Source organism: Geofilum rubicundum JCM 15548 (assembly GCF_000974365.1).
Classification (GTDB): domain Bacteria; phylum Bacteroidota; class Bacteroidia; order Bacteroidales; family Marinilabiliaceae; genus Geofilum; species Geofilum rubicundum.
Map to the genome: position 1 here is coordinate 11,301 of NZ_BAZW01000032.1, position 21,812 is coordinate 33,112.

The 21,812-nt window shown below is 46.2% G+C and carries 11 protein-coding genes; all 11 read left to right on the forward strand.

Features of this window, described 5'->3' with window-relative positions; genetic code table 11:
• Positions 1 to 91 precede the first annotated feature (91 nt).
• Positions 92 to 4,234: a hybrid sensor histidine kinase/response regulator transcription factor gene (locus JCM15548_RS13355; RefSeq protein WP_162198246.1), complete on the forward strand. Its 4,143-nt coding sequence runs from the start codon at positions 92 to 94 to the stop codon at positions 4,232 to 4,234.
• A gap of 372 nt (positions 4,235 to 4,606) precedes the next feature.
• A complete protein-coding gene (locus tag JCM15548_RS13360; protein WP_062126354.1) occupies positions 4,607 to 7,762 on the forward strand; it encodes a SusC/RagA family TonB-linked outer membrane protein in 3,156 nt (1,051 codons plus the stop codon).
• 21 nt (positions 7,763 to 7,783) lie between these two features.
• Positions 7,784 to 9,424, forward strand: coding sequence for a RagB/SusD family nutrient uptake outer membrane protein (locus JCM15548_RS13365; protein ID WP_062126319.1), 1,641 nt, complete (start codon positions 7,784 to 7,786; stop codon positions 9,422 to 9,424).
• Between the two features lie 112 nt (positions 9,425 to 9,536).
• The gene (locus tag JCM15548_RS13370) at positions 9,537 to 10,931 is read left to right on the forward strand and encodes a glycan-binding surface protein (protein ID WP_062126322.1); all 1,395 of its coding nucleotides are present in this window, start codon (positions 9,537 to 9,539) and stop codon (positions 10,929 to 10,931) included.
• A 139-nt stretch (positions 10,932 to 11,070) separates the two neighbouring features.
• Complete coding sequence (locus tag JCM15548_RS13375) at positions 11,071 to 13,245, forward strand: endo-1,4-beta-xylanase (RefSeq protein ID WP_062126325.1); 2,175 nt, start codon at positions 11,071 to 11,073, stop codon at positions 13,243 to 13,245.
• 306 nt (positions 13,246 to 13,551) lie between these two features.
• On the forward strand, positions 13,552 to 15,573 hold the full coding sequence (locus JCM15548_RS13380; protein WP_227625804.1) for a SusC/RagA family TonB-linked outer membrane protein: 2,022 nt from the start codon (positions 13,552 to 13,554) through the stop codon (positions 15,571 to 15,573).
• The gene (locus tag JCM15548_RS24120; protein WP_227625805.1) at positions 15,570 to 16,616 is read left to right on the forward strand and encodes a SusC/RagA family TonB-linked outer membrane protein; all 1,047 of its coding nucleotides are present in this window, start codon (positions 15,570 to 15,572) and stop codon (positions 16,614 to 16,616) included. Before JCM15548_RS13380 ends, JCM15548_RS24120 begins: the two co-directional genes overlap by 4 nt.
• Positions 16,617 to 16,645: 29 nt before the next feature.
• Positions 16,646 to 17,431 (forward strand): RagB/SusD family nutrient uptake outer membrane protein, encoded by a 786-nt coding sequence (locus JCM15548_RS24125; protein WP_227625806.1) that lies wholly within the window; start codon positions 16,646 to 16,648, stop codon positions 17,429 to 17,431.
• A 2-nt stretch (positions 17,432 to 17,433) separates the two neighbouring features.
• On the forward strand, positions 17,434 to 18,615 hold the full coding sequence (locus JCM15548_RS24130) for a RagB/SusD family nutrient uptake outer membrane protein (RefSeq protein ID WP_227625807.1): 1,182 nt from the start codon (positions 17,434 to 17,436) through the stop codon (positions 18,613 to 18,615).
• Between the two features lie 147 nt (positions 18,616 to 18,762).
• A complete protein-coding gene (locus JCM15548_RS21715; protein ID WP_162198247.1) occupies positions 18,763 to 20,637 on the forward strand; it encodes a glycosyl hydrolase 115 family protein in 1,875 nt (624 codons plus the stop codon).
• Positions 20,607 to 21,641, forward strand: a complete 1,035-nt coding sequence (locus tag JCM15548_RS21720) for a hypothetical protein (protein ID WP_157482763.1) — start codon at positions 20,607 to 20,609, stop codon at positions 21,639 to 21,641. The genes JCM15548_RS21715 and JCM15548_RS21720 overlap by 31 nt, the downstream gene beginning before the upstream one ends.
• Positions 21,642 to 21,812 lie beyond the last annotated feature (171 nt).

The following is a 21,812-nucleotide window of genomic DNA, read 5'->3' on the forward strand; positions in this document are numbered from 1 at the left end:
GCCTTTAAGTAGGCTGTTCATTCAATAGAAAATGGTTAAAGATCTCGCCCTTAAACGAAAATTGTTTGCTGCAGAAATAACCTTCTGCCTTTTGTTATTTTTCTGGCTTCTGGCCGGTTCTGCTCAGGCCGCCTCAGAGCTAAACTTCCGGACGGTGACAGCCACCAACAGTCTGTCACAATCCTCTGTTTTATGCATGGTTCAAGACAGCACGGGCTTTTTATGGGTAGGCACCAAAGACGGACTCAACCGTTTTGATGGTTATGAATTTGTGACTTACAAATATGATATCAATGACCCCAATACCTTGTCCAATAACGAAATCAGCTGTCTGGCCCTTGAAAAAGATGAGTTTTTATGGATTGGTACCCGAAGCGGCGGGATTAACCGGCTGAAATTATCGACCGGGGAAATTACCCGATTTAATCATCTGACCTACGATGATTTAATACGCGAATTGTATTTTGATGAGGAAGGCCGACTGTGGGCGGGTACTTCAGAGGGGCTTTTTTTGTATCAGACAGCTGATGAAACCGGAGAAGACCGCTTTGTGAACCGCTCGCGCAACATGGTCTACCGTCAGGTGACCAACGAGCCATTTAATCCCATCCGGAAAAATATTTCCATTGTTTCCATCTTTCAGCATGAGCCGGGTAAGCTATTGTTGGGTGCAGAGGAGGGATTGTTTGAGTACGATATCCAATCCGGAGACAATTTCAAATCCGTATCGTCCGAGACCATTGGGCAAACGGTTTTTACCAAAATCTGGCGCGATCGCAGAGGTCAGTTATGGGCTTCTTCCTACGATGGTTTAAGCCGACTGGTCAAGCCTTTTGATGCCACCGAATACGATGTGCTTCAGTATGATTCTTCAGCTGAGCCCGACCGGCGATTGCCGGTCGATTGGGTGGAGGATTTTGTGGAAGATTCTAAAGGCGATTTGTGGCTGGCCACCCGCGGTGGCGGGTTGGTTCAGATGTCCAACAACAAAGTTCTGGCCACTTATGGCTATTCGCAGGAAGCGTTTTCGGGCATTCCTGACAATATTATCAATGCTTTGTACATCGACCGGACCGGGGTTTTGTGGGTGGGAACGGAGAGCAATGAGTTGGTATATCTGGATTTATATGCCAAACAATTCAGGACTTTACTACCGGGAAAACCGAATGGCTTGAGTGATAATCTGGTTTCTGCTATTACCGGAAACAGTCATATGCTGGTGGTGGGCACCGCCGCCTCGGGCATAGACCTTTTTAACACCGATGATTCAAAGTTGCAGAAATCCCATAATATTCCGCGTGTTGTATTGGAGGAGGGACAGTGGAAGAGTGAAATTTCGGCCCTTTTGCTCGATCGGGACAGTTTGCTCTGGGTGGGATCTGCCACCAACAGTCTGGCCGTCCATAACCAGGCCGGGCAGTTCGACAGTTACGTGGTGAATGGTTTTATTTTCTCCTTGTTGGAAGATGATCGGGACAATATCTGGTTTGGTACATGGGGGCAGGGCATTGGCTACATCAATAAGTATACCCGCCAAATTGAGCAGTACAACGAAACCCCCGCTCATATGCTCGGCCTCGGAAGCGATAAAGTGCTCACCCTTTTTCAGGATTCCCGCGACTTACTATGGGTAGGCACCAAAGGTGGTGGCTTAAGTGTGGCACCCATCAAAGAGGTCATGCAGCGGCAAGGCACTTTTCAGGTGTTCCGACATCAGGGTGATGCCCCTAATTCTTTGGCATATAATGATGTGTACGACATTCAGGAGGATCGGCATGGTCATATTTGGGTGGCAACCGGTCGGGGATTGAATAAAATTATTCTGGATAAGGATATTTCTGTCAGCGATATAATGGCCGGTGAGGTTTCCTTTGAGCACATCAGTGAGAAGGATGGGCTGCCCGGGGGATTGGTTTATACCATCCGGGAGGACCACAACGGTCATTTATGGTTGGGAACCAATAAGGGTCTGTGCCGGTATATGCCTGAAAGTGGTGTTTTGGTGAGTTACGGCGTCAATGACGGTCTGCCCAGTGATCAATTTAATATAAACAGTGCTTTTAGAGACCGGGAAAGCGGTGAGATGTATTTTGGTGGTGTGGATGGATTGACCATTTTTCATCCGGACAGCATTGACAGCAACCCTTTCAATGCCCGTGTGGCCATTACGGATTTCCGACTGCACAACAGAAGTATTCAGCCTTTTCAAAAGATAAACGGGCGAAGCATCCTGGAGAAGAACATTTCCCATACAGCTGCTTTGGAATTGGCCCATTCCGATAATGAGATCTCCTTTGAATTTTCCGCACTACATTTTTCCAGTCCCGATAAAATCCGCTATGCCTATCGATTGTTGGGATTCAATGATGAGTGGCAGGAGACGGGTAGCTCCAACCGCCGCATCACCTATACCAATTTACGTTTTGGCGATTATACCTTGCAGGTACGTGCTACCAACAACGATGGTATTTGGGCGCCCGAAATCTCTGAATTGAATATGGTTATTGCACCGCCCATTTGGTTGACCGTCTGGGCTTACATCCTGTATGCCGTGGTCTTTCTGTTTCTGCTGATCGTGTTCCGAAAATATTCGCTGATTGCGGTTAAGAAGAAGAACCAACTGATCATTGAAAGTCTGGAACACAAAAAAGAGACGGAAATAGCGGAAGCAAAAATGCGTTTCTTTACCAACGTCTCGCATGAAATCCGAACGCCGCTGACTTTGGTTCATGCCCCCTTGCAACAGTTGATTGAAAAGAATGATACCAGTGAAGAAACCCACCACGTATTGGTGATGATCTTCAGAAATGTGAAACGGCTTCTCAACCAGGTCAATCAACTGCTGGAATTGCGAAAAATGGATAAAGGGCAATTTTCCGTTCGCCCTTCGGTGTTTGAATTGGAAGCGCTCCTACAGGAATCCTTGCTCGATTTTGAACCCGTTTTGAGACAGAATCAGATTGAGGTGAAACTGGCGACAACAGACCAAACCACCATTTGCTCAGATAAGCGATTGATGGATACGATTATACATAATTTATTGTCGAACTCCATCAAATTTTCACCGGCCAACAGTGCATTAAGGATCTCCATTGAACGCCTACAGAATGAAAACCAGGCCGAACGGATCAAGTTGCAGATCAGTGATGCAGGGCCCGGAATTCCGGAAGGAGAAATCGCCAATGTGTTTAATCGTTTTTATCAGTTAAAGAACGAAGGTTTTGAACATTTGGGTGGTTCAGGCATTGGTTTGTCCATTGTAAAAGAGTTTGTGGAGGTACTAAAGGGAGATGTGAATGTTCGCAATTTGCCGGAGGGAGGTTGCCGGTTTGAGGTGACCCTTCCTGTGGGCCCCATAACCGGTGATCAATATACGGCCCATATTGAACCCACGGAGGAGCCTGTCATCCAGGATTCCGTTATTTCTGAAGTCAGCCGTGGAAAGGAGCGGTCGCAGACCATGGTGATCATCGAGGATGATGCAGATCTGTCGGCCTACCTCAAGACGGTGTTCGACCTTCAATATACCACCGTGGTGTTTAACAACGGACGCAAGGCCTGTGATGAAATTCCGGCCATTATGCCCGACCTGATCATCTGTGATGTGATGTTGCCGGGAATGAATGGCATCGAATTGACCAAACATCTGAAGTCGCGCAAGGAAACCTCTCACATTCCGGTCATCATGCTCACCGCCCGTACCGGCGACGAAAACATGGTAGAAGGTCTGCATGTAGGTGCCGATAGTTATATTACCAAGCCGTTTAATATCAATGTTTTGCAAGCGCAGGTAGAATCTGTCGTTAAGTCGCGCGACGCATTCAGAGCCCGCTTCAGCAAGCAGATGGTGCTGGAGCCCACCGAAGAGGCCATCACACCCATGGATGAAAGATTTCTAACCAAACTGATGGAAATCACCGATAAAAAGCTGGCCGACCCTTCTTTTGATGTGTCTTACATCATTGACGAAATGCACATGAGCCATTCCATTATTCTTAAAAAGGTGAAGGCCTTAACAGGCCTGTCTTTGGTGGAGTTTATACGCTCCATGCGCATCAAAAAGGCCGCTCAGATATTCCGGCAGGATAAGCTGTCGGTTTCGGAAGTCGGCTTTATGGTGGGTTTTTCCGATCCGAAGTACTTCAGTAAATGCTTTACCAAAGAAATGGGCATGAAGCTACCGAGTTTATTAAGGAGCATCATGGATGAACAAGGTTGCCCTGATACATTTTAACAGGAGGCAGGATTATTTTTTTAAAACAAACTTTTTCTTTTTAGATGGGGAATAAAAAAATCCCTTTTTGTCTTTTGTCCTGATTCTCATAGTATAGTGTTTTAGAGCGTTCAAAAAGGCTTTGGTATTTCACAAAAAATTCCCCCATTTTCCTATTATTTTACTCTTCTACAAGGTTCGGACTGACTATTTTTGTATTAATGAATTTTAAAATTAATTTTTAAATTGTAAAACGATTACTGTGTCGGGTCCGTTATGAGAGCGTACCTTTTGCTACGGGGATGAGATTTAAAAAATAGAAAGCTCTGTTTTTTTTACCTGGTAGCAGAACAGCACAGAATGTATTTACCCTTTTACCAAATTTTTTATTTTATGAGAAAAACTGATGTGTTTAGAAGAGGTATCTTTCTTACCTTATTTCTTATGCTGTTGTTTCCTTTAACAATGTATCCTCAGGATATTTCTGTTTCAGGAACAGTAGTTGATCAGCAGGGGAATTCCCTGCCGGGGGTCAATATCCTTATTCAGGGAACGTCCCGTGGTGTTATTACTGACCTGGATGGCAAATATCAGATCAATGCCCCGGGAGATGCTGTTTTAATTTTCAATTTTCTTGGATTTGAAGAGCAGATTGTTCCAATTAATAACCAGCGGGATATTGATGTTCAGCTTCAGGAATCTTTCACTGCCCTGAGCGAGGTTGTTGTGGTAGGTTATGGTCAAATGAGAAGAACCGACGTCACCGGTTCAATGGTTTCCGTATCCAGTGACGCCATTGAAAAGTCGGTACCCACCTCCATCGATCAGGTGTTGCAGGGACGTGCTGCAGGTGTGCAGGTGCAGCAAAACTCAGGAACCCCGGGTGGAAGCTCCTCCATTCGGATTCGGGGTATCAACTCACTGAACTCATCCAATGAACCCATTTTTGTCATTGATGGTATTGTCATTGACGGCTCTACCAATTCAAGCAGTGACAATCCATTGGCTTCGATCAATCCGGCCGACATCGTGTCCATGGATGTTTTAAAGGATGCTTCTGCTACAGCTATCTACGGATCCAGGGGTTCCAATGGGGTTATTATGGTGACCACCAAAAGGGGGCAAGCCGGAGAAGCCAGAGCTACCTATGATGGTTACGTGGGGCTTCAGCAGATGCCTACCCAACTGGATTTGTTGAACCTGCAGGAATATGCCATGCACAAAAATGCCCGGGCCGATGCCGGAATTGTGACCCGTGACAACTATTTTGTACGGGCGGATTTATTGGCCAAGGGAACCAACTGGCAGGAGGAATTGTTTCAGACGGCCATGATGCAGAGTCACAATATTGGCGTCTCCGGCGGCAGTGAAAAGGCTGTATACGCCATGGGTATTGGTTACCTCGACCAGGAGGGTATTGCCATTGGTTCGGGCTTTGAACGTATCAATATCCGGGGGAATTTTGATACGCAAGTGAAGGACTGGCTCAAATCAGGTGTCAGTTTTGCCCTGAGTAACACCAAACAAAATTTGACAGTAGAGGGCCAGTCGCTGATTAAAACAGCGATGAAACAAACACCCAACGTGGCTGTACGCAATGCCGACGGTACTTTTGACGGACCGGATACCGACATGTATGTACAGACCAACCCGGTTGGATTGGCCATGTTGCGTGAAAATGAAAATGAAAAACTGGGTATCCGGAGTAATATTTTTCTGGAGGCCGAAATGTTCGACGGTTTAACCATTAAGACGGAATTGTCGAGCGATTTTGGTATTAACAATACCTATCAGTTCAACCCCTCTTACTCATTCGGTGCCATCAGCAATGAGGTAATTCAATCAGAACGTTCCAAATCCTACAACAAGTTTTGGGTTTGGCGGAATGTATTGAACTATACCAAAACATTAGCTGAGGTGCATAATATTAATGCCATGCTGGGACAGGAGATGCAGAACAATCAATGGGAGTATCTCTATGGCTACCGGTCCGGATTCCTGAACAACTCAGCCCGTGACTTGAATGTGGGAGATGGTCAAACCTCCCAGGCCAATGGAAACAGTGGCGAACATGCGCTGCTGTCTTATTTTGGAAGATTGTTCTATTCTTTTGATGAGCGCTATTTATTAACCACAACACTTCGGCGGGATGGTTCCTCCAATTTCGGCGAAGGGTACCGATGGGGAATGTTTCCTTCAGCTGCTTTGGCCTGGCGGGTCTCAAATGAATCCTTTCTAAGGGATCATGCGGTAATCAACAACCTTAAACTGCGTTTTGGTTGGGGTATGGTGGGTAATCAAAATGCTGCGGCCTACGCCTACACCTCAACACTGGCATCTGTTACAACCGTTTGGGGAACCGGACAATTAAGCGGAAATACGGCCAACCCTGAACTTCAGTGGGAATCTACCCAATCAAGCAACATCGGTTTGGACCTGAACCTGTTCCAAAACCGCGTGGAGTTTATTGCGGATTTTTATTATAAACAGACCGATAACTTATTACTTCTGCTGCCTTTGCCCGGATATTTGGGTTCTCAGGGACAGGGAGCTACGTCCCCGCCCTGGGCCAATGTCGGTTCTTTAGAAAACAAAGGGATTGAATTAACCTTGAATACAGTGAATGTGGATCGCGGCGGTTTTCAGTGGCGCTCCAACCTGATTCTATCGATGAACAGAAATAAAGTGGTTGAGTTGGATAGCAAGTCAAGCACACTGGATAATACCATTCAGGAAGGGTCGGAAACAACCATTGTTACGCGGACTTCCGTGGGAAATCCCATCGGTCAGTTCTACGGATACCGGGTTATTGGTCGCTTTGATGAGGCCACGGACTTTTACTACCGGGATGCCGAAGGCAACATTCAGGAAACGGCTCGTCCAAAAGGCTTGCCAATCAGCGAGACAGGCGTTTGGATTGGAGATTATAGGTTTAAGGACGTCAACGGGGATGGTGTTATCGACGAGGAGGATCGGGACTTTATTGGTAATCCCGAACCCAAGTTCACTTTTGGAATTGGTAATACTTTCTCTTATAAAGGCATCGATCTGACCATTTCATTGAACGGTTCCTATGGCAATGATTTAATCAATTACCAGCGCAGGTGGTTAGAAAATCCGCGCGAGAATCACAACCTGCTGCGCACCGCACTGGATTATGCAAGGGTGGAGGTGATTAATCCCAACGGACCGGATAACGATTACCGCAACCTGCGCGTAAATGGTGGTGCAGATGACATGTACCGTTTGTCTGCTTCCTCCTCCAATGCCAATAACCGGTTGAGCGACCGCTATGTAGAAGATGGCTCTTTTCTTAGAATCCAAAATATTTCTCTGGGATATAATTTGCCCAGGAAATGGACCAGTGCTATCGGTTTTGAAAATGTTAAGGTTTATACCAACCTGCAGAATGTATATACTTTTACCAAGTATTCCGGCTACGATCCTGAGGTAGGCTCGTACAATCAGAATGCCTTGATGACTGGAATAGACAATGCGAGGTATCCTTCACCCAGTATCTACACCTTTGGTTTAAATCTTACCTTTTAACCATTAAAAATGTCGATTAATATGAAGATAAAAAATAAGATACAGACCGTAGCGCTTGCTGCCATTTTGGCCATGACTGGTTGTAACGAGGAGTTTTTGGAAATGACGCCCAACAGTCAGATGACTGTGAGCAACTTTTTTCAAAGTAACGCTGAATTACAGGCAGCTACCGCTCCGTTATACAGTAAAGTCTGGTTCGACTTTAATGATAAGTTTTATTATGCACTTGGAGACGGAAGGGGTAATAACCTCTTTGCGCCCTACTCTGATTATATCTATCCCTTTACCAATTTCACGGAAACAGCGCTGACCGGTCCATTGGTATCTGCCTGGCAGTCGCTTTACAATGTAGTGGGACAATCGAATAATACCATTAACAACATAAAGGATTATGCCGTCAACGTCACCGAAGAGCAGAAGAATATCGCCATAGCAGAAGCCCGCTTTATGCGTGGTACTGCCTACTGGTATCTGGCGTCGCTTTGGGGGGATGTTATTCTTCTTGAGAACAACGCTGCCATGGTCAACAATCCTGTTGTGCCCACCAATCCCCGAAATGATGTTTTTGAATTTGCCATTCGCGACCTGGAATTTGCAGCACTGCATTTGCCCGCCACGGTTGGTCAGGCGGGTCGCCTGACCAAGTGGAGCGCTTATGGTATGCTCTCAAGGGTGTACCTGTCGTATGCCGGTCTGCATGATATCAGCGACCGAAATGGAGGGGCCAGAAATGTTCAGTACCTTGAATTGGCGCGCAAAGCTGCAGAAGTGGTGATAGAGGAGAGCGGTCTTGAATTGGCTGAGAGTTATGGTGATTTGTTCACTCTGGGCAACAATAATCATCCTGAGATTTTGTTCGGGCTACAATGGGTAGGCGGATCAACAGAATATGGTATCACCAATACCCAGCAGGCCTACTTTGCCTGGGATTCAGAAATTACCGGAGACGATGCAGCCTGGGGCTATTATACTTTTGCTTCCTGGGATATGATAAGAGAGTACAATCCTGCGGACACCCTGCGCTTACATGCTACTTTTGCCACTTATAATGCGGAATATCCTGAACTGACCAAAGCAGCCGGTGGATACCTTTATGAAACAACCGACCGTTGCAACGTTAAAAAGGGCGTTGTTGGTTCCACGAAGGATACCGATGGCGTGGTGCAAAGAATGAATTCTGGTTTAACCACCAAAATGTTGCGTCTGGCGGAGGTTTATCTGAATTATGCCGAAGCAGCGCTTGGAAACAATGCCACTATCACGGATGAAAAAGCCCTGACTTATTTTAACCGGGTGCGTGAACGTTCGTTAATGCCAGCCAAAACAGCGCTCACGTATGAAGATATCCGTTATGAGCGCCGCATTGAGTTGGCCATGGAAGGTCAATATTGGTATGATTTGGTTCGCCGTTCGTATTACCGTCAACAGGAGGTGCTGAATTATGTAAATGATACACAGGACAGAGCCGTCCAGTATGAATACAACGAGGCAACAGAATCTTATGAGGCTCTGGAGGAAAACACGGCCCAACAGGTGGCTACCGCCACTGCTGCAACCATGTTGCTGCCTTATCCGGAATCTGAACTTGTTCAGAATCCTTTGCTAAGACAGGATCCGGTGCCTTACGTGTTTAATGAGGATCGCATCAATCTGTTTGAATAATCATTGAAAACAATTAAAGTATAGCATATGAAACGAGCCTGAGCGTTATCTCTCACAAAGAAAAGCTTATCCCGGCGAGTTGCATATGACAAAAACAATAAATCATACACATATGAAAATTAAACTAAATATATGGTTATTGCTCGGTGTTCTGCTCATGGCAGCAGCCTTCTCCGGGTGTGACGATGATGATGAGGAGTTGAACAACGACCCGATTGTTGTGAACTCAGTATTCCTCCAGGATGCAGAGTCAACCGTCCCTGATCGTCCGGTCGACTTTATTCGTCTGGGCCAGGTATTGCGGCTTGAAGGTTCCGGTTTTACCGGTATACGGCGCGTATTTGTTAACGGATATAACACTTATTTCAATCCGGTGTATGTCACCGATAACTCCATGCTTTTGCAGGTGAGCAGAGATACCCCTACTTCTGAAGCTGAAGAGGATGTGCGCAATACCATTCGCTTGGTAAAAACGGGAACGGAGAAGGTTATTCCTCTGGAGATCAGAGCAGCTGCGCCATCTGTATCCAGAATATCCCATACCATGCCTTTGCCTGGTGAGTCGATTACCATTTATGGTTCGGGTTTGGTGGAAATTGAAAAAGTGGTTTTCCCCGGTGATGTTGAAGTGACCGAAGGTATTGAATCGGATGAGGATGGCAAATTTGTCACCGTAACAGTGCCCGATGGCGTGTCAGATGAGGGCGGTTCTCTTTTTGTTTTGGGTGCCAATGGAGGTGCTTATTCACCGGCCTATTTTAATTTCAAAGGTGGTGTTATTCTTGATTTTGATGGTCGGGGACAGCAAGGCTTCTGGAGTTGGAGTGAAACAGGGACCATGATCAACGCTGAAGATCTGGAGTCGGAAGTGATAGGAACCGGAAATGTTTCGCAAGGTAATTATGTGGCCCATAGGCCTGCCCGACTGGAATCCTTTAATCCTGCGGCCAATCGCCGCTCTGAAGTGTGGACCGCCGGTAATGATGTGGACGACTGGCGCGGTCAGTTAACCCCGTACATCCCGGCCACAACACCTGTCAATCAGGTGGCTTTTCAGTTCGATGTGTATGTGCCCGAACCATGGGGCGGTACCGGTTTTCTGAAAATTCTGTTGATGAATAACTACAACGGTGGCGAGTGGACTGGTTTTGTTTATAATTACCTGCCCTGGATCGTCAATAAAGAAGTAGTGCCTTTTGAAACGACGGGGTGGACCACTGTAACGGTTCCTTTCAGTCAGTTCTATGGATTTTCGAGCACGGAAACGGACTTCACCTTTGAAGATGTTTTGGCCGCCCGCGAAGCAGCTACTTACAAAAACTTCGGATTCTTTTTTGAAAACTCGGATGTGACCCTTTCTAACGTAAGCGGCAACGCTGCCGATAGCGAGGTAGTGATTGAATCAGCTGTTTTTGACAAGAATGTTTATACCGATAACTGGCGCATTGTTTCTTTGGAAAGGCCTGTTTATTCAGATTTTCCTGAAGAGGAAGCAGCAGCTGAATAACGACTATGAACAAGTATAAGGCCGCGGCCCTTATACCCGTTCTTGAGACTTAATCAAAGCGTGTTAAATAAGCAGTTGTTATACATACGTGTAGTTGGACAATTAATTTAATAAGATACAAGATGAACTATAGAAATATATGCCTGTTGTGGCACTGGCGGCATTGATGTCCACAGGCTGCGACGACAGCAAGATGGAGTGGGAGGAGATGGATCCCAGTCAACAAATTGAAGTAGCTGAAATTCCCTTGCTTTTATCCGAGAAAATTTCGCGCTACGAAGCGCTTAAATCTTATACCGACCTCAATTTGGGCGTTGGCATAGGTTTAGATCTGTACATGAACAGAGAGGGATACGACAGCATCGTCCACGAAAATTTTGATGAGGTGGTGATTGGTTATGCCATGAAGCATGCAGCCATGGTCAGTGGCAGTGGCGTGATTGACTTCTCCGATGTGGATGCCTTTATTCAGAAGGCCAAAGACAATGGGTTGACGACTTACGGTCATACCCTGGTTTGGCACCAAAATCAAAATGCCAGCTATTTGAACAGTCTTATAGCTCCGGAAATCATTCCCGGCCCCGCTGGTAGCAGCGTTTTGGATGTAACTGGTCTGGAAGACGGAACCTTTAGTGGTGGTTGGGCCCGCCAAAACCCCGGCGACGGCATCGAACTGGCCGAAGGTGAAGGTTTGGGAGAAGGTGCAGATGCCATACGTTTGGTTTCCAGTGCCAGTTCATCGGCTGCTTACAACCTGCAACTCATTACGCCTGAAATTCCTGCCATTGAGGGACACACTTACGAGGTCTCTTTTTATATTCGCTCTGACCAACCCGGGCAGGGACGAATTTCATTCGGCGGGCTGGCCAACAACTATCCCTGGAAGGACTGGATGGCCACAGGAAGTGCTACGGAGGCGTTTACCACGACTTCCACCTGGCAACAGGTGAAGTTTACGGTCGATGATTTTACCGGTACATCCTTTACTATGGCCTTTGACCTGGGGTACCTGCCGGGCGTTACTTATTATTTAGACATCAACAACCTGGTAGTTATTGACCTGGATGCTGAGCCAACAGTGATCAACATGTTGGCCAATGGCGATTTTGAAGCAGGTATTGAGGGATGGTCCAAGTGGAATGGACCGGACAACGCATTAACGCATGCTACAGGCGAGGCTGCTTTTCAGGGCGAAGGTGCCATGCGTGTGGAGCATGATATCAGCGATCCGGGAAGCCAGTGGAAAGTTCAAATTCACTCCGACTTTACTTCAGTTCTACCGGAAGGGGACTATAACCTGTCGTTCTATGTTCGTTCAGAAGCTGCCGGAAGTATTCGTTGTTCTACCACCGGTACTGCCAGATATCAGGGTGATCAAAGCACTTCGGGTACCTGGAAATTGATTGAATGGACGTTTACCTCAGATGGGGCCATTGAAGGCTTGAACTTTGATTTGGGTGCCGTTGCCGGTGTTTACTATATCGACAATGTGGTGGTTAGTGCTGTGGAAGCCGCTGGTGCGCCAAAGTTGAAAGCTACAACTGTAACCATTGTAGAGAAAACCGATGAAGAAAAGACTCAGATAATAGGGGATGCCATGGAAAGTTGGATCGGTGCCATGATGACGCATTATAAAGATGATGTTAAGGCCTGGGACGTAGTGAATGAACCTATGAATGAAAATGGCACGCGTCGGGATGGCTCAGTAACCAATCCGGATGTAACCGATGAATTCTTTTGGGTGAAGTATCTGGGTGATGATTTTGCTGTAAAGGCCTTTAATCTGGCTCGTCAGTATGGCAATGCGGACGATATCCTCTTCATCAACGACTATAATCTGGAACACAGTCTGGCCAAATGCGACGGACTCATCGAGTATGTCAGTTATATTGAAAGTCAAGGAGCCACTGTGGACGGCATTGGAACCCAAATGCACATTGGTATTGACACCAATAAGGACAACATTGTGGCCATGTTTGAAAAACTGGCAGCCTCCGGTAAAATGATTAAGGTAACAGAACTGGATGTCCGGGTCAATACAGATGCGCCTTCAGAGGAGCAGTTCATGGCCCAGGCTGAAATGTACCGCTTTGTGGCCGAAAAGTACCTGGAAATTATTCCCGCTGCCCAGCAGTATGGCATTACCATTTGGGGGGTGAGCGATCATGAAGAGGAACATATTTATTGGATTCCGGATGATGCACCTAACTTGTGGGATGCCGATTACCAGCGCAAAGTAGCCTACAAAGGCTTTGCGGATGGTCTGGCAGGACGTGATGTGAGTGAAGATTTCACGGGAGAACTCCAATACTAATTTGGTTTTTTTCATAAAAAGTGATCAAAGGGTGCCCCGTAGGGCACCCTTTTTTAATAAAATTAACTTTTGTAACAAGAATTTGCAATTGGTGTAAAAACATACTCCTTTAGCGCAGTTTTGTACACCATTCATTATAATAATCCTCTTTTTGTGTAGTTTTTTACCCCTCAAAAACAATTCTTAAGTCTAACTTCACATTGTGATAGCCAGTTTATTAGGGCTTTGAAGAGTCATGTTTGGGAATTAATAGTTTCGAAACACTTTTTTACAATTCAATTCACTTTTACCAAAATTTTTTAATCTATGAAAAAAATTGATGTCTTTAAAAAGGAGGTAATATTTACGTTATTCCTCTTTTTGTGCGTGCATTTTGTGGCACTGGCACAAAATGTCTCTGTTTCGGGACAGGTCCTTGACAGCTATGGGGCCTCCTTGCCAGGGGTTAATATCGTGGTAGTGGGTACCACCACCGGTACCATTACCGATATTGATGGTAACTACGTGATTGAAGTACCTGCTGATGCCGTACTTCGATTTAACTTTGTGGGCTTTCAGATGCAGGACATACCGATACAGGGGCGAAGCATAATTAACGTGACAATGGAAGAAGATCTGATGCGATTGGATGAGGTCGTTGTAGTTGGATACGGAACCCAGCGCAGAGAAGCTATAACCGGTTCTGTGGCCTCGGTGCGTGGTGATGAGCTGCGGGAAGTTGCCTCTGCCAACGTAACCCAGGCTTTGCAAGGGCGTGTGTCTGGTGTCGAAATGTCTCAGGTTTCTTCCAAACCCGGCGCTGAAATGCAGATCAGAGTTCGGGGTACGCGTTCGTTGAATGCAAGTAACGATCCCTTGATTGTATTGGATGGGATTCCCTTTGCCGGTAAAATTGGAGATATTAGTCCCAGTGATATCAGGAGTCTCGACATTTTAAAGGATGCTTCTGCTACAGCAATTTATGGTTCTCGTGGTGCCAATGGGGTCATTTTAATTACCACCAACAAAGGACGGAAGGGCCAAGAAGCTCGTGTTTCATACAATGGTTATACAGGCGTTAAAACCCTGTTTTCAGAATATCCCATGATGAACGCAGCTGAGTTCTCAGAATTGCGAGAAGCAGCCGGTTTATTCTCCAACAGTCTGGAAGAATTGAGCACCAACGATACAAATTGGCAAGATTTGATGTACAAAAACAGCATGGTGGCCAGTCACGACCTTAGTGTATCAGGAGGAACTGAAAATGCCAACTACAACTTTGGAATTGGTTACTACCTCGATGAGTCACTTTTGCCAGGGCAAAATTACGATCGTTATTCCATGCGCGCCGCCATTGATCAAAAAGTAGGAGAGTATTTGAATTTCGGCTTTACTTCTAACAGTAGTTTTGCCACTACCAATGGTGCCAACCTTGGACTCTACAGCACCCTTAGTGCTTCCCCGTTGGCAAGCCCCTATGACGAGGACGGTAATTTGAAGCGCATCATTCGGATGCCTCAGGATGACCAATGGGTTTATACACGTGAGACCATTGAAAATCTGGGTGATGGATGGGTTAATCAGACCCGTGCATTTGGTACCTATAACTCTTTTTACGGAGAAGTTGAAGTGCCATGGATAGATGGCCTCAAGTACCGCGTAAACCTTGGTTTGAACTACCGTCAGGAGAATTTTGGCCAATACACTGGAGAAGGCGTCTTTAATGTAACTGCCGACAATCCTTCAACTGCAGCTATTGAAAATGCTCACACGATCAATTGGGTGGTTGAAAATTTGATTACCTACGACAGGAGCTTCGGTAAGCATAATTTGAACTTGGTGGCACTGTATTCTGCAGAGGAAACCCAGTATAATAAATCAAGGCTTTCTGCCCGGGACATTCCCTCCGACCACTTTCAGTTCTACAATTTGGGACAAGCCAATGGTGAATTGACAGTTAATCCCGGTGATCAGGAGTACTATGTCAGCGGACTATCTTCTTACATGGGTCGTGCGATGTATGCCTACGACAATAAGTATATGCTTTCCGTGGCTTTGCGTTCTGATGGTTCTTCACGTCTGGCCCCTGGGCATGAATGGCATACTTATCCTGCTATTTCAGCGGGTTGGAATATCAAGAGTGAACCTTTTATGGACAACGTTGTGTGGTTGAGTCAATTAAAGCTACGTGTAGGTTATGGACAGACCTCTAATCAATCTATTGACCCTTATTCAACTTTAGGCAGGCTGTCTATTCGTCCATACAATTTTGGAAGCGATTTTGCTTCAGGGTTCTATGTGTCTGAGTTGCCAAATGCCCAGTTGGTTGGGAATTTACTGAAACCATGAACTATGGTATTGATTTTTCAGTTTTGAACCATCGTTTAAACGGAACTTTTGAATACTATGAGCAGAATACCAAAGATTTGTTGTTCAGAGTAAGTCTTCCTTCGACCTCTGGTGTGGGAAGTTATATGGCCAATATAGGTGAATCTCAAAACAAGGGATTTGAATTAACCCTAAACGGCACAATCATCGACAACCGTAATGGTTTTAGCTGGGACGCCGGTTTTAACCTTTATGCCAACCGCAATGAATTGACCCAACTAGCTTCTGGTCAGGATCGTGATGAAAGCAACTGGTGGTTTGTTGGCCATCCTATCGATGTGATTTTTGATTATGAGAAGGTGGGGCTGTGGCAGGAAGGTGACCCTCATCTGGATGTTCTTGAAGGAGGAGGTGGCAATGTAGGTATGATTAAAGTCAAGTATACTGGCGAATACGATTCTGCCGGAGTCCCTGTTCGTGCTATTGGTCCCGACGACCGTCAGATTTTAAGTCTTGAGCCTAAGTTTCAAGGTGGTTTCAATACTCGTTTAGCTTATAATAATTGGGATTTGACCATGGTGGGCGTCTTCAAAAAGGATGGCATTTTAATCAGTACCCTTCACTCCTCATCTGGTTACCTAAACATGTTGAGCGGAAGAAGAAACAATGTGAAGGTGGATTATTGGACGCCTGAGAATACTGGCGCCTCTTATCCAAAACCTGGTGGCTCAACGAGCGCTGACAACCCAAAATACGGTACAACCCTGGGATATTTTGATGCAACTTATTTGAAGGTCAGGACCATTAGCCTTGGTTATAACTTTAATAATAATGCTTTCCTTAATAACGTGGGCGTAGAACGCATGAGGGTTTATGCGACGGTTCAGAATCCATTTGTTATGTTTTCACCTTTCAACGACGAAACTGGTCTGGATCCTGAGTCTAACTCTTACGGGGATGAAAATGCTGCGGTTACCACCCAGTATAGAGAGCGTTTGCTAACAGTGGGTACCAACTCACCGGCCACTCGTAATTTCATATTCGGTTTAAACTTGACCTTCTAAATTTGCAATTTCACAAAAAATATATTTTCATGAAAAGAAAGCATTTTAAATCATATATAGGGATTGCGCTGATCGCATTTTCCTTTATGGCTTGCTCCGATGTTTTGGAGGAGCAGCCCCGAAGCATTTACGAACCCGGCTTTTTTCAAACTGAAAAGGGTGTGAATGGGGGTTTGACTTCGCTGTATGCCCATATGCGGTATATTTACGGCCAGGGATATTACTTTAATACTGGTCTTACCGGTACAGATGAATATACTTATGCCCAAAGTGCTGATGGCAACTTTAGAGACATGGACTTGTCGGGCGTGGGAAGTATTACTCCTTCCAGCAGTCGTTCGGATGTGTTATGGGGAGCTGCTTTCCCCAATATAAACACAGCCAGTGGTATCATCGAGAATGCTGAGGCTGTTGGCACCATCTCTGACGCATTGATTGCCGAAGCACGTTTCTTTCGCGCATTTGACTATTTCTTATTGGTACAAACCTTTGGAGGCGTTCCTTTAGATCTGGGAGCCGGGGTCTTGAAATTTAATACCAATCCGGTGCGTGTCTCTGTCCGTAACACCGTTCCTGAAGTATATACGCAAGCCATCTTCCCTGATTTGTTAAAGGCCATTGAAGATTTGCCTGAGAATCCCCGGGTCACCGGTGGGGTTACCAAAAATGTGGCCCGCTTGTTCCTGGCAAAGGCTTATTTGACCTATGCCTGGTGGTTGGAGAATCCCAACAGCATTCCGACTTATCCGGAAGCTGCCCGTCAGGATCCCGAAGGAACAGTTCAGATTGGTATTTCCAGGAGGCTTATGATATAGCTTTGGATGGAATTAACAATCCAGGCCCCTATGCTTTACAAGAGACTTTTTATGATCTGCATTTGGGTGCCAATGATCGCAACAGCGAGATGATGCTGTATGCCGATCACACTGAGGAAAGTGAGTATTACAATGCCGCTAGTTTTAGTTGGAGTAACGGCGCCGCACCTGAGAATTTTGCTGCTTGGTTTGTAACCTGGAACTACACAACCATCCGAAGTGCTAAAGATGCAGCATGGACCGATGAGGTGAGCTCTGTTCAGCGTGAGGCTGCCCAGGCCTATGGTCGTCCATGGACCCGTATGGCGCCTACCATTGGTGCTATCACCAATACTTTTGCCGACAAAACACTCGACTCACGGTACGACGCCACTTTTGTGACTACTTTCCGTGGAAACTGGAAAAAAGGGGGTGTCACTGAAGAGGTTTTGTACAATGCAAACGGACTTCCTGTATCTAACGGAGATGCCATTTTGACTTTCCTGGATGAGGATAATGCCAATGTTGTTTATCCTACTCAAACTAGTAGCAAGGAATTAGCTGGATTTGATTACAGCAATGTAGGGGGTGGAACTTTGTCCGGACGCTCAGATTTTGTTATTGAGCCAAGTGCCATTAGTCGTTTGAGATATCCTACCGTTTGGAAATTGGGGACCTATCGTACCGATAGTGGCGACGGATTGGGACAGCCCAACGGGGCATTAACCCGTCCATTTTACATTGCCAAATTCTCCGAATTCTACTTTATCGCTGCTGAGGCTGCTGTTAAAGGTGCATCGGTGCAGGCTGGCAGTTCGGCCCGTGAACTGATTAATGTGATTCGCGCCCGTGCCGGAAAATGGAATTGGGACAACAATGGCAATGTTGCCAGGGAGGAAGACAATAGTGCAGCTATGATGGCCGCCACTCCAGTGGAGATTACCATTGACTATGTTCTTGCGGAGCGTTCGCGTGAGTATTTTGCTGAAGGCTACCGTTGGTTTGACCTGGTTCGCACTCAGAAGTGGGAAGAATTGGCAGGAAGCTACCAAATTGCTGGTCGCGAACGTTTGGATAGACAAGCACAGACCATTAACCGAACCATTGAAAAGTACCATTATCTGCGCCCAATACCATCGGGACAGATCGACGGACTAGAAATGACGGAGGCTGAAAAAGCGGAATACCAAAATCCTGGATATTAAATGGGTGAAGGTTTGACAATAGGTAGATAATTTTTTAAGGCTGTTCCAATAGAGAAAATAGTCCGTTGTTTTGTGTTAATATGGACAATGAGGATGATGGGTACTATTGGAACAGCTTTTTGTGGTTTCAATGTTAAATTTGTTGATATGGTAGTCAGGATGCTGAAAGGTTGGTGTGGGATTTTGTTGTTGTTGATTGTATTTATGGGGGTTAAAGCTCAAAATGATTTGGGCAGCACCTTTAAAACTCAGCCCTATGTTTCATTTAGTGATGCAAGTGGTGGATTTCCGTTGTTCGGGAATGGTTCAGTTGCACCACTGATTGTGGCAGAAAATGATTATTCCGGAGTGCATCGGGTGGCCGCTCATTTGCAAAAGGACCTTTTGATGGTGACCGGACAAAGACCGGAACTTATTTCAAAGGATTTTTCGGGGTTGAAAAGTGCGGTGATTATAGGCACGCTGGGGCAGAGTTCGCTTATTGACGGACTGGTAACAGCGGGTAAAATAGATGTATCGGATGTGGCTGGACGCTGGGAGGTGTCGCTGATTCAGGTGGTGGAAAACCCTCTGGAGGGCATAGACAGAGCCCTGGTCATTGTGGGCAGTGATAAGCGGGGCACCATGTTTGGCATGTTTGACTTGTCGGCTCAAATAGGGGTCTCACCCTGGTACTGGTGGGCCGATGTGCCGGTTGAAAAACAATCTGAATTATATGTCAAAGCCGGCAGATACAATCTGGGGGAACCCAAAGTGCAGTACCGGGGCATTTTTCTGAACGACGAAGAGCCTGCTTTGGGCGGTTGGGTTCGGGAGAATTTCGGCGATTTCAATGCGGACTTTTATGGACATGTGTATGAACTTCTGCTTCGCATGAAGGGCAATTTTTTGTGGCCGGCCATGTGGGGCAAGGCGCATGCCGACGATGATATCAACAATGCCATTCTGGCCGATGAATACGGCATTGTTATCAGTTATTCGCACCATGAGCCCATGATGCGGGCCCATGTGGAATGGTCGCGTTACGGTGAAGGTCTCTGGGATTATACTAAAAATAAAGAGAAGCTGGATCAGTTTTGGACGGAAGGCGTAGCGCGCAACAATGGCTATGAGAGTTTTATAACCATTGGTATGCGGGGCGATGGCGATGAGGCCATGAGCGACGACAGAAACATTGATTTATTGACCGATATTGTGGCCAATCAGCGAAGAATTATTGAAGAAGTTACTGAAAAACCTGCCGAAGAGGTCCCTCAGGTATGGGCCCTTTATAAGGAAGTGCAGGAATATTATGATATGGGCATGCGCGTGCCGGACGACATTATGCTGTTGTATTGTGACGATAACTGGGGCAATGTGCGACGCATGCCGGATGATAAGGAGCGGGCCCGGGAGGGGGGACTGGGTATGTACTACCATTTCGATTATGTGGGAGGACCCCGTAACTACAAATGGATCAATACCAATCCGCTGCCCAAAATATGGGAGCAAAACAAGCTGACCTACGCGCATGGCGTTAATAAATTATGGGTGGTGAATGTGGGTGATTTGAAGCCCATGGAATTTCCCATCCAGTTTTACCTGGACCTGGCATGGGACCCCGACCGTTTTGAAGCAGAGGATGTGGCCAAATATTCGGAGGTCTGGGCCCGTCAGCAGTTTGGTGAGAACTATGCCAAAGAGATTGCCGGATTTATGGACCATTATGGAAAAATTAACGGCCGTCGCAAGCCGGAGATGCTGGATTGGAATACTTTTTCACTCCTGAATTACCGGGAGTTTGAACGCGTGGCCGATGAGTACAATGCTTTGGCTGCCAAGGCAGCCAAAGTGAATGAGCAAATCCCTGATAACTACCGGGATGCCTATTATCAGTTGGTATTGTATCCCATCGAGCGGCCGCCAACCTCTATCATCTCTATCATGCCACTGCTAAAAATCATCTGTATGCGAGGCAGGGCAGAAGCATGGCCAATCAAATGGCCGATAGCGTGCGCCATTATTATGAGAAGGATTCATTGATGACCCATTATTTTCATACCGGTATGGCAGAAGGGAAATGGAACCACATGATGGCGCAAACCCGTATTGGATATACCTATTGGCAGCAGCCCGAATTCAATGTTGTTCCTAAAACGGAAAGGGTATCTGTGTTAAGCGGTGCTCAGCCTGATATGCAGGTGGAAGGCCATGGTGCTGTTTACTCATCCGAAAGCGATCGCCTGCCTGAATTCGATGTTTTTAACCAGCCGTCTTACTACCTGGAGCTATTCAATAAGGGCGACCAGTCGTTTAAGTACCGACTGACATCCAAACAAAAATGGGTTAAATTCAGCTCTGCCAAAGGCAGCATCGATGATCAGAAGCGGATTTATGTCTCCATCGACTGGGACCAGGCACCTGTCGGACTCAATGAGGCAGTGGTTAACGTTAAGGCCGGTAAGCGGTCCATGGATGTGAAGCTGAGCGCCTGGAATCCCTCCGAGGCTCAAAAAGCGGCCATCAGTGGATTTGTGGAGACCAGGGGGTATGTCTCTATGGAGTCGTCCAATTATTCCAGGGTAAACGAAACGGATGCCATCAGCTGGTTGGTTATTCCTGATATAGGGCGCACTTTAGATGGCATGGTGGCTCAGCCTTATCGGGTAGAAGAGCAGGTCGCCGGTGAAGGCCCCTCCATCGAGTATGAGCTGTATTTACGCACGCCGGGCACGGTTAAGGTACACGCGTACTTTTCTCCAACTTTAAACTATCCGGGAGGTGAGGGCCTGCATTATGGTATCTCTTTTGATGACGATGCACCTGTTGTGATCAATGCCCATGCCGACGCGTCGGACAACGCTTGGTACCAAAAGGTGGGTAACAGCATCATGGTGCATACCAGCGAACACAGCATTGAATCGGCCGGACAACATACGCTCAAGTACCACATGGTTTCGCCCGGTCTGGTGCTTCAAAAAATCGTGGTGGATACCGGTGGACTGAAAAATACCTACCTGGGACCGGAGGAGAGTTTTAAAAAATAGAAATCTCTAACCACTGCAAGGAAACAATCGTTCTTTGATACCTTAAATAGAAAATTAGGACATCGAAAATTTACGTTAAAAAATCAAGTTGATTGGCGTTGTAGACAATTGGATGATATTGAGCACTAGGTATTTTAATTAATATAAAACTATTAATATTGACAAAATGAA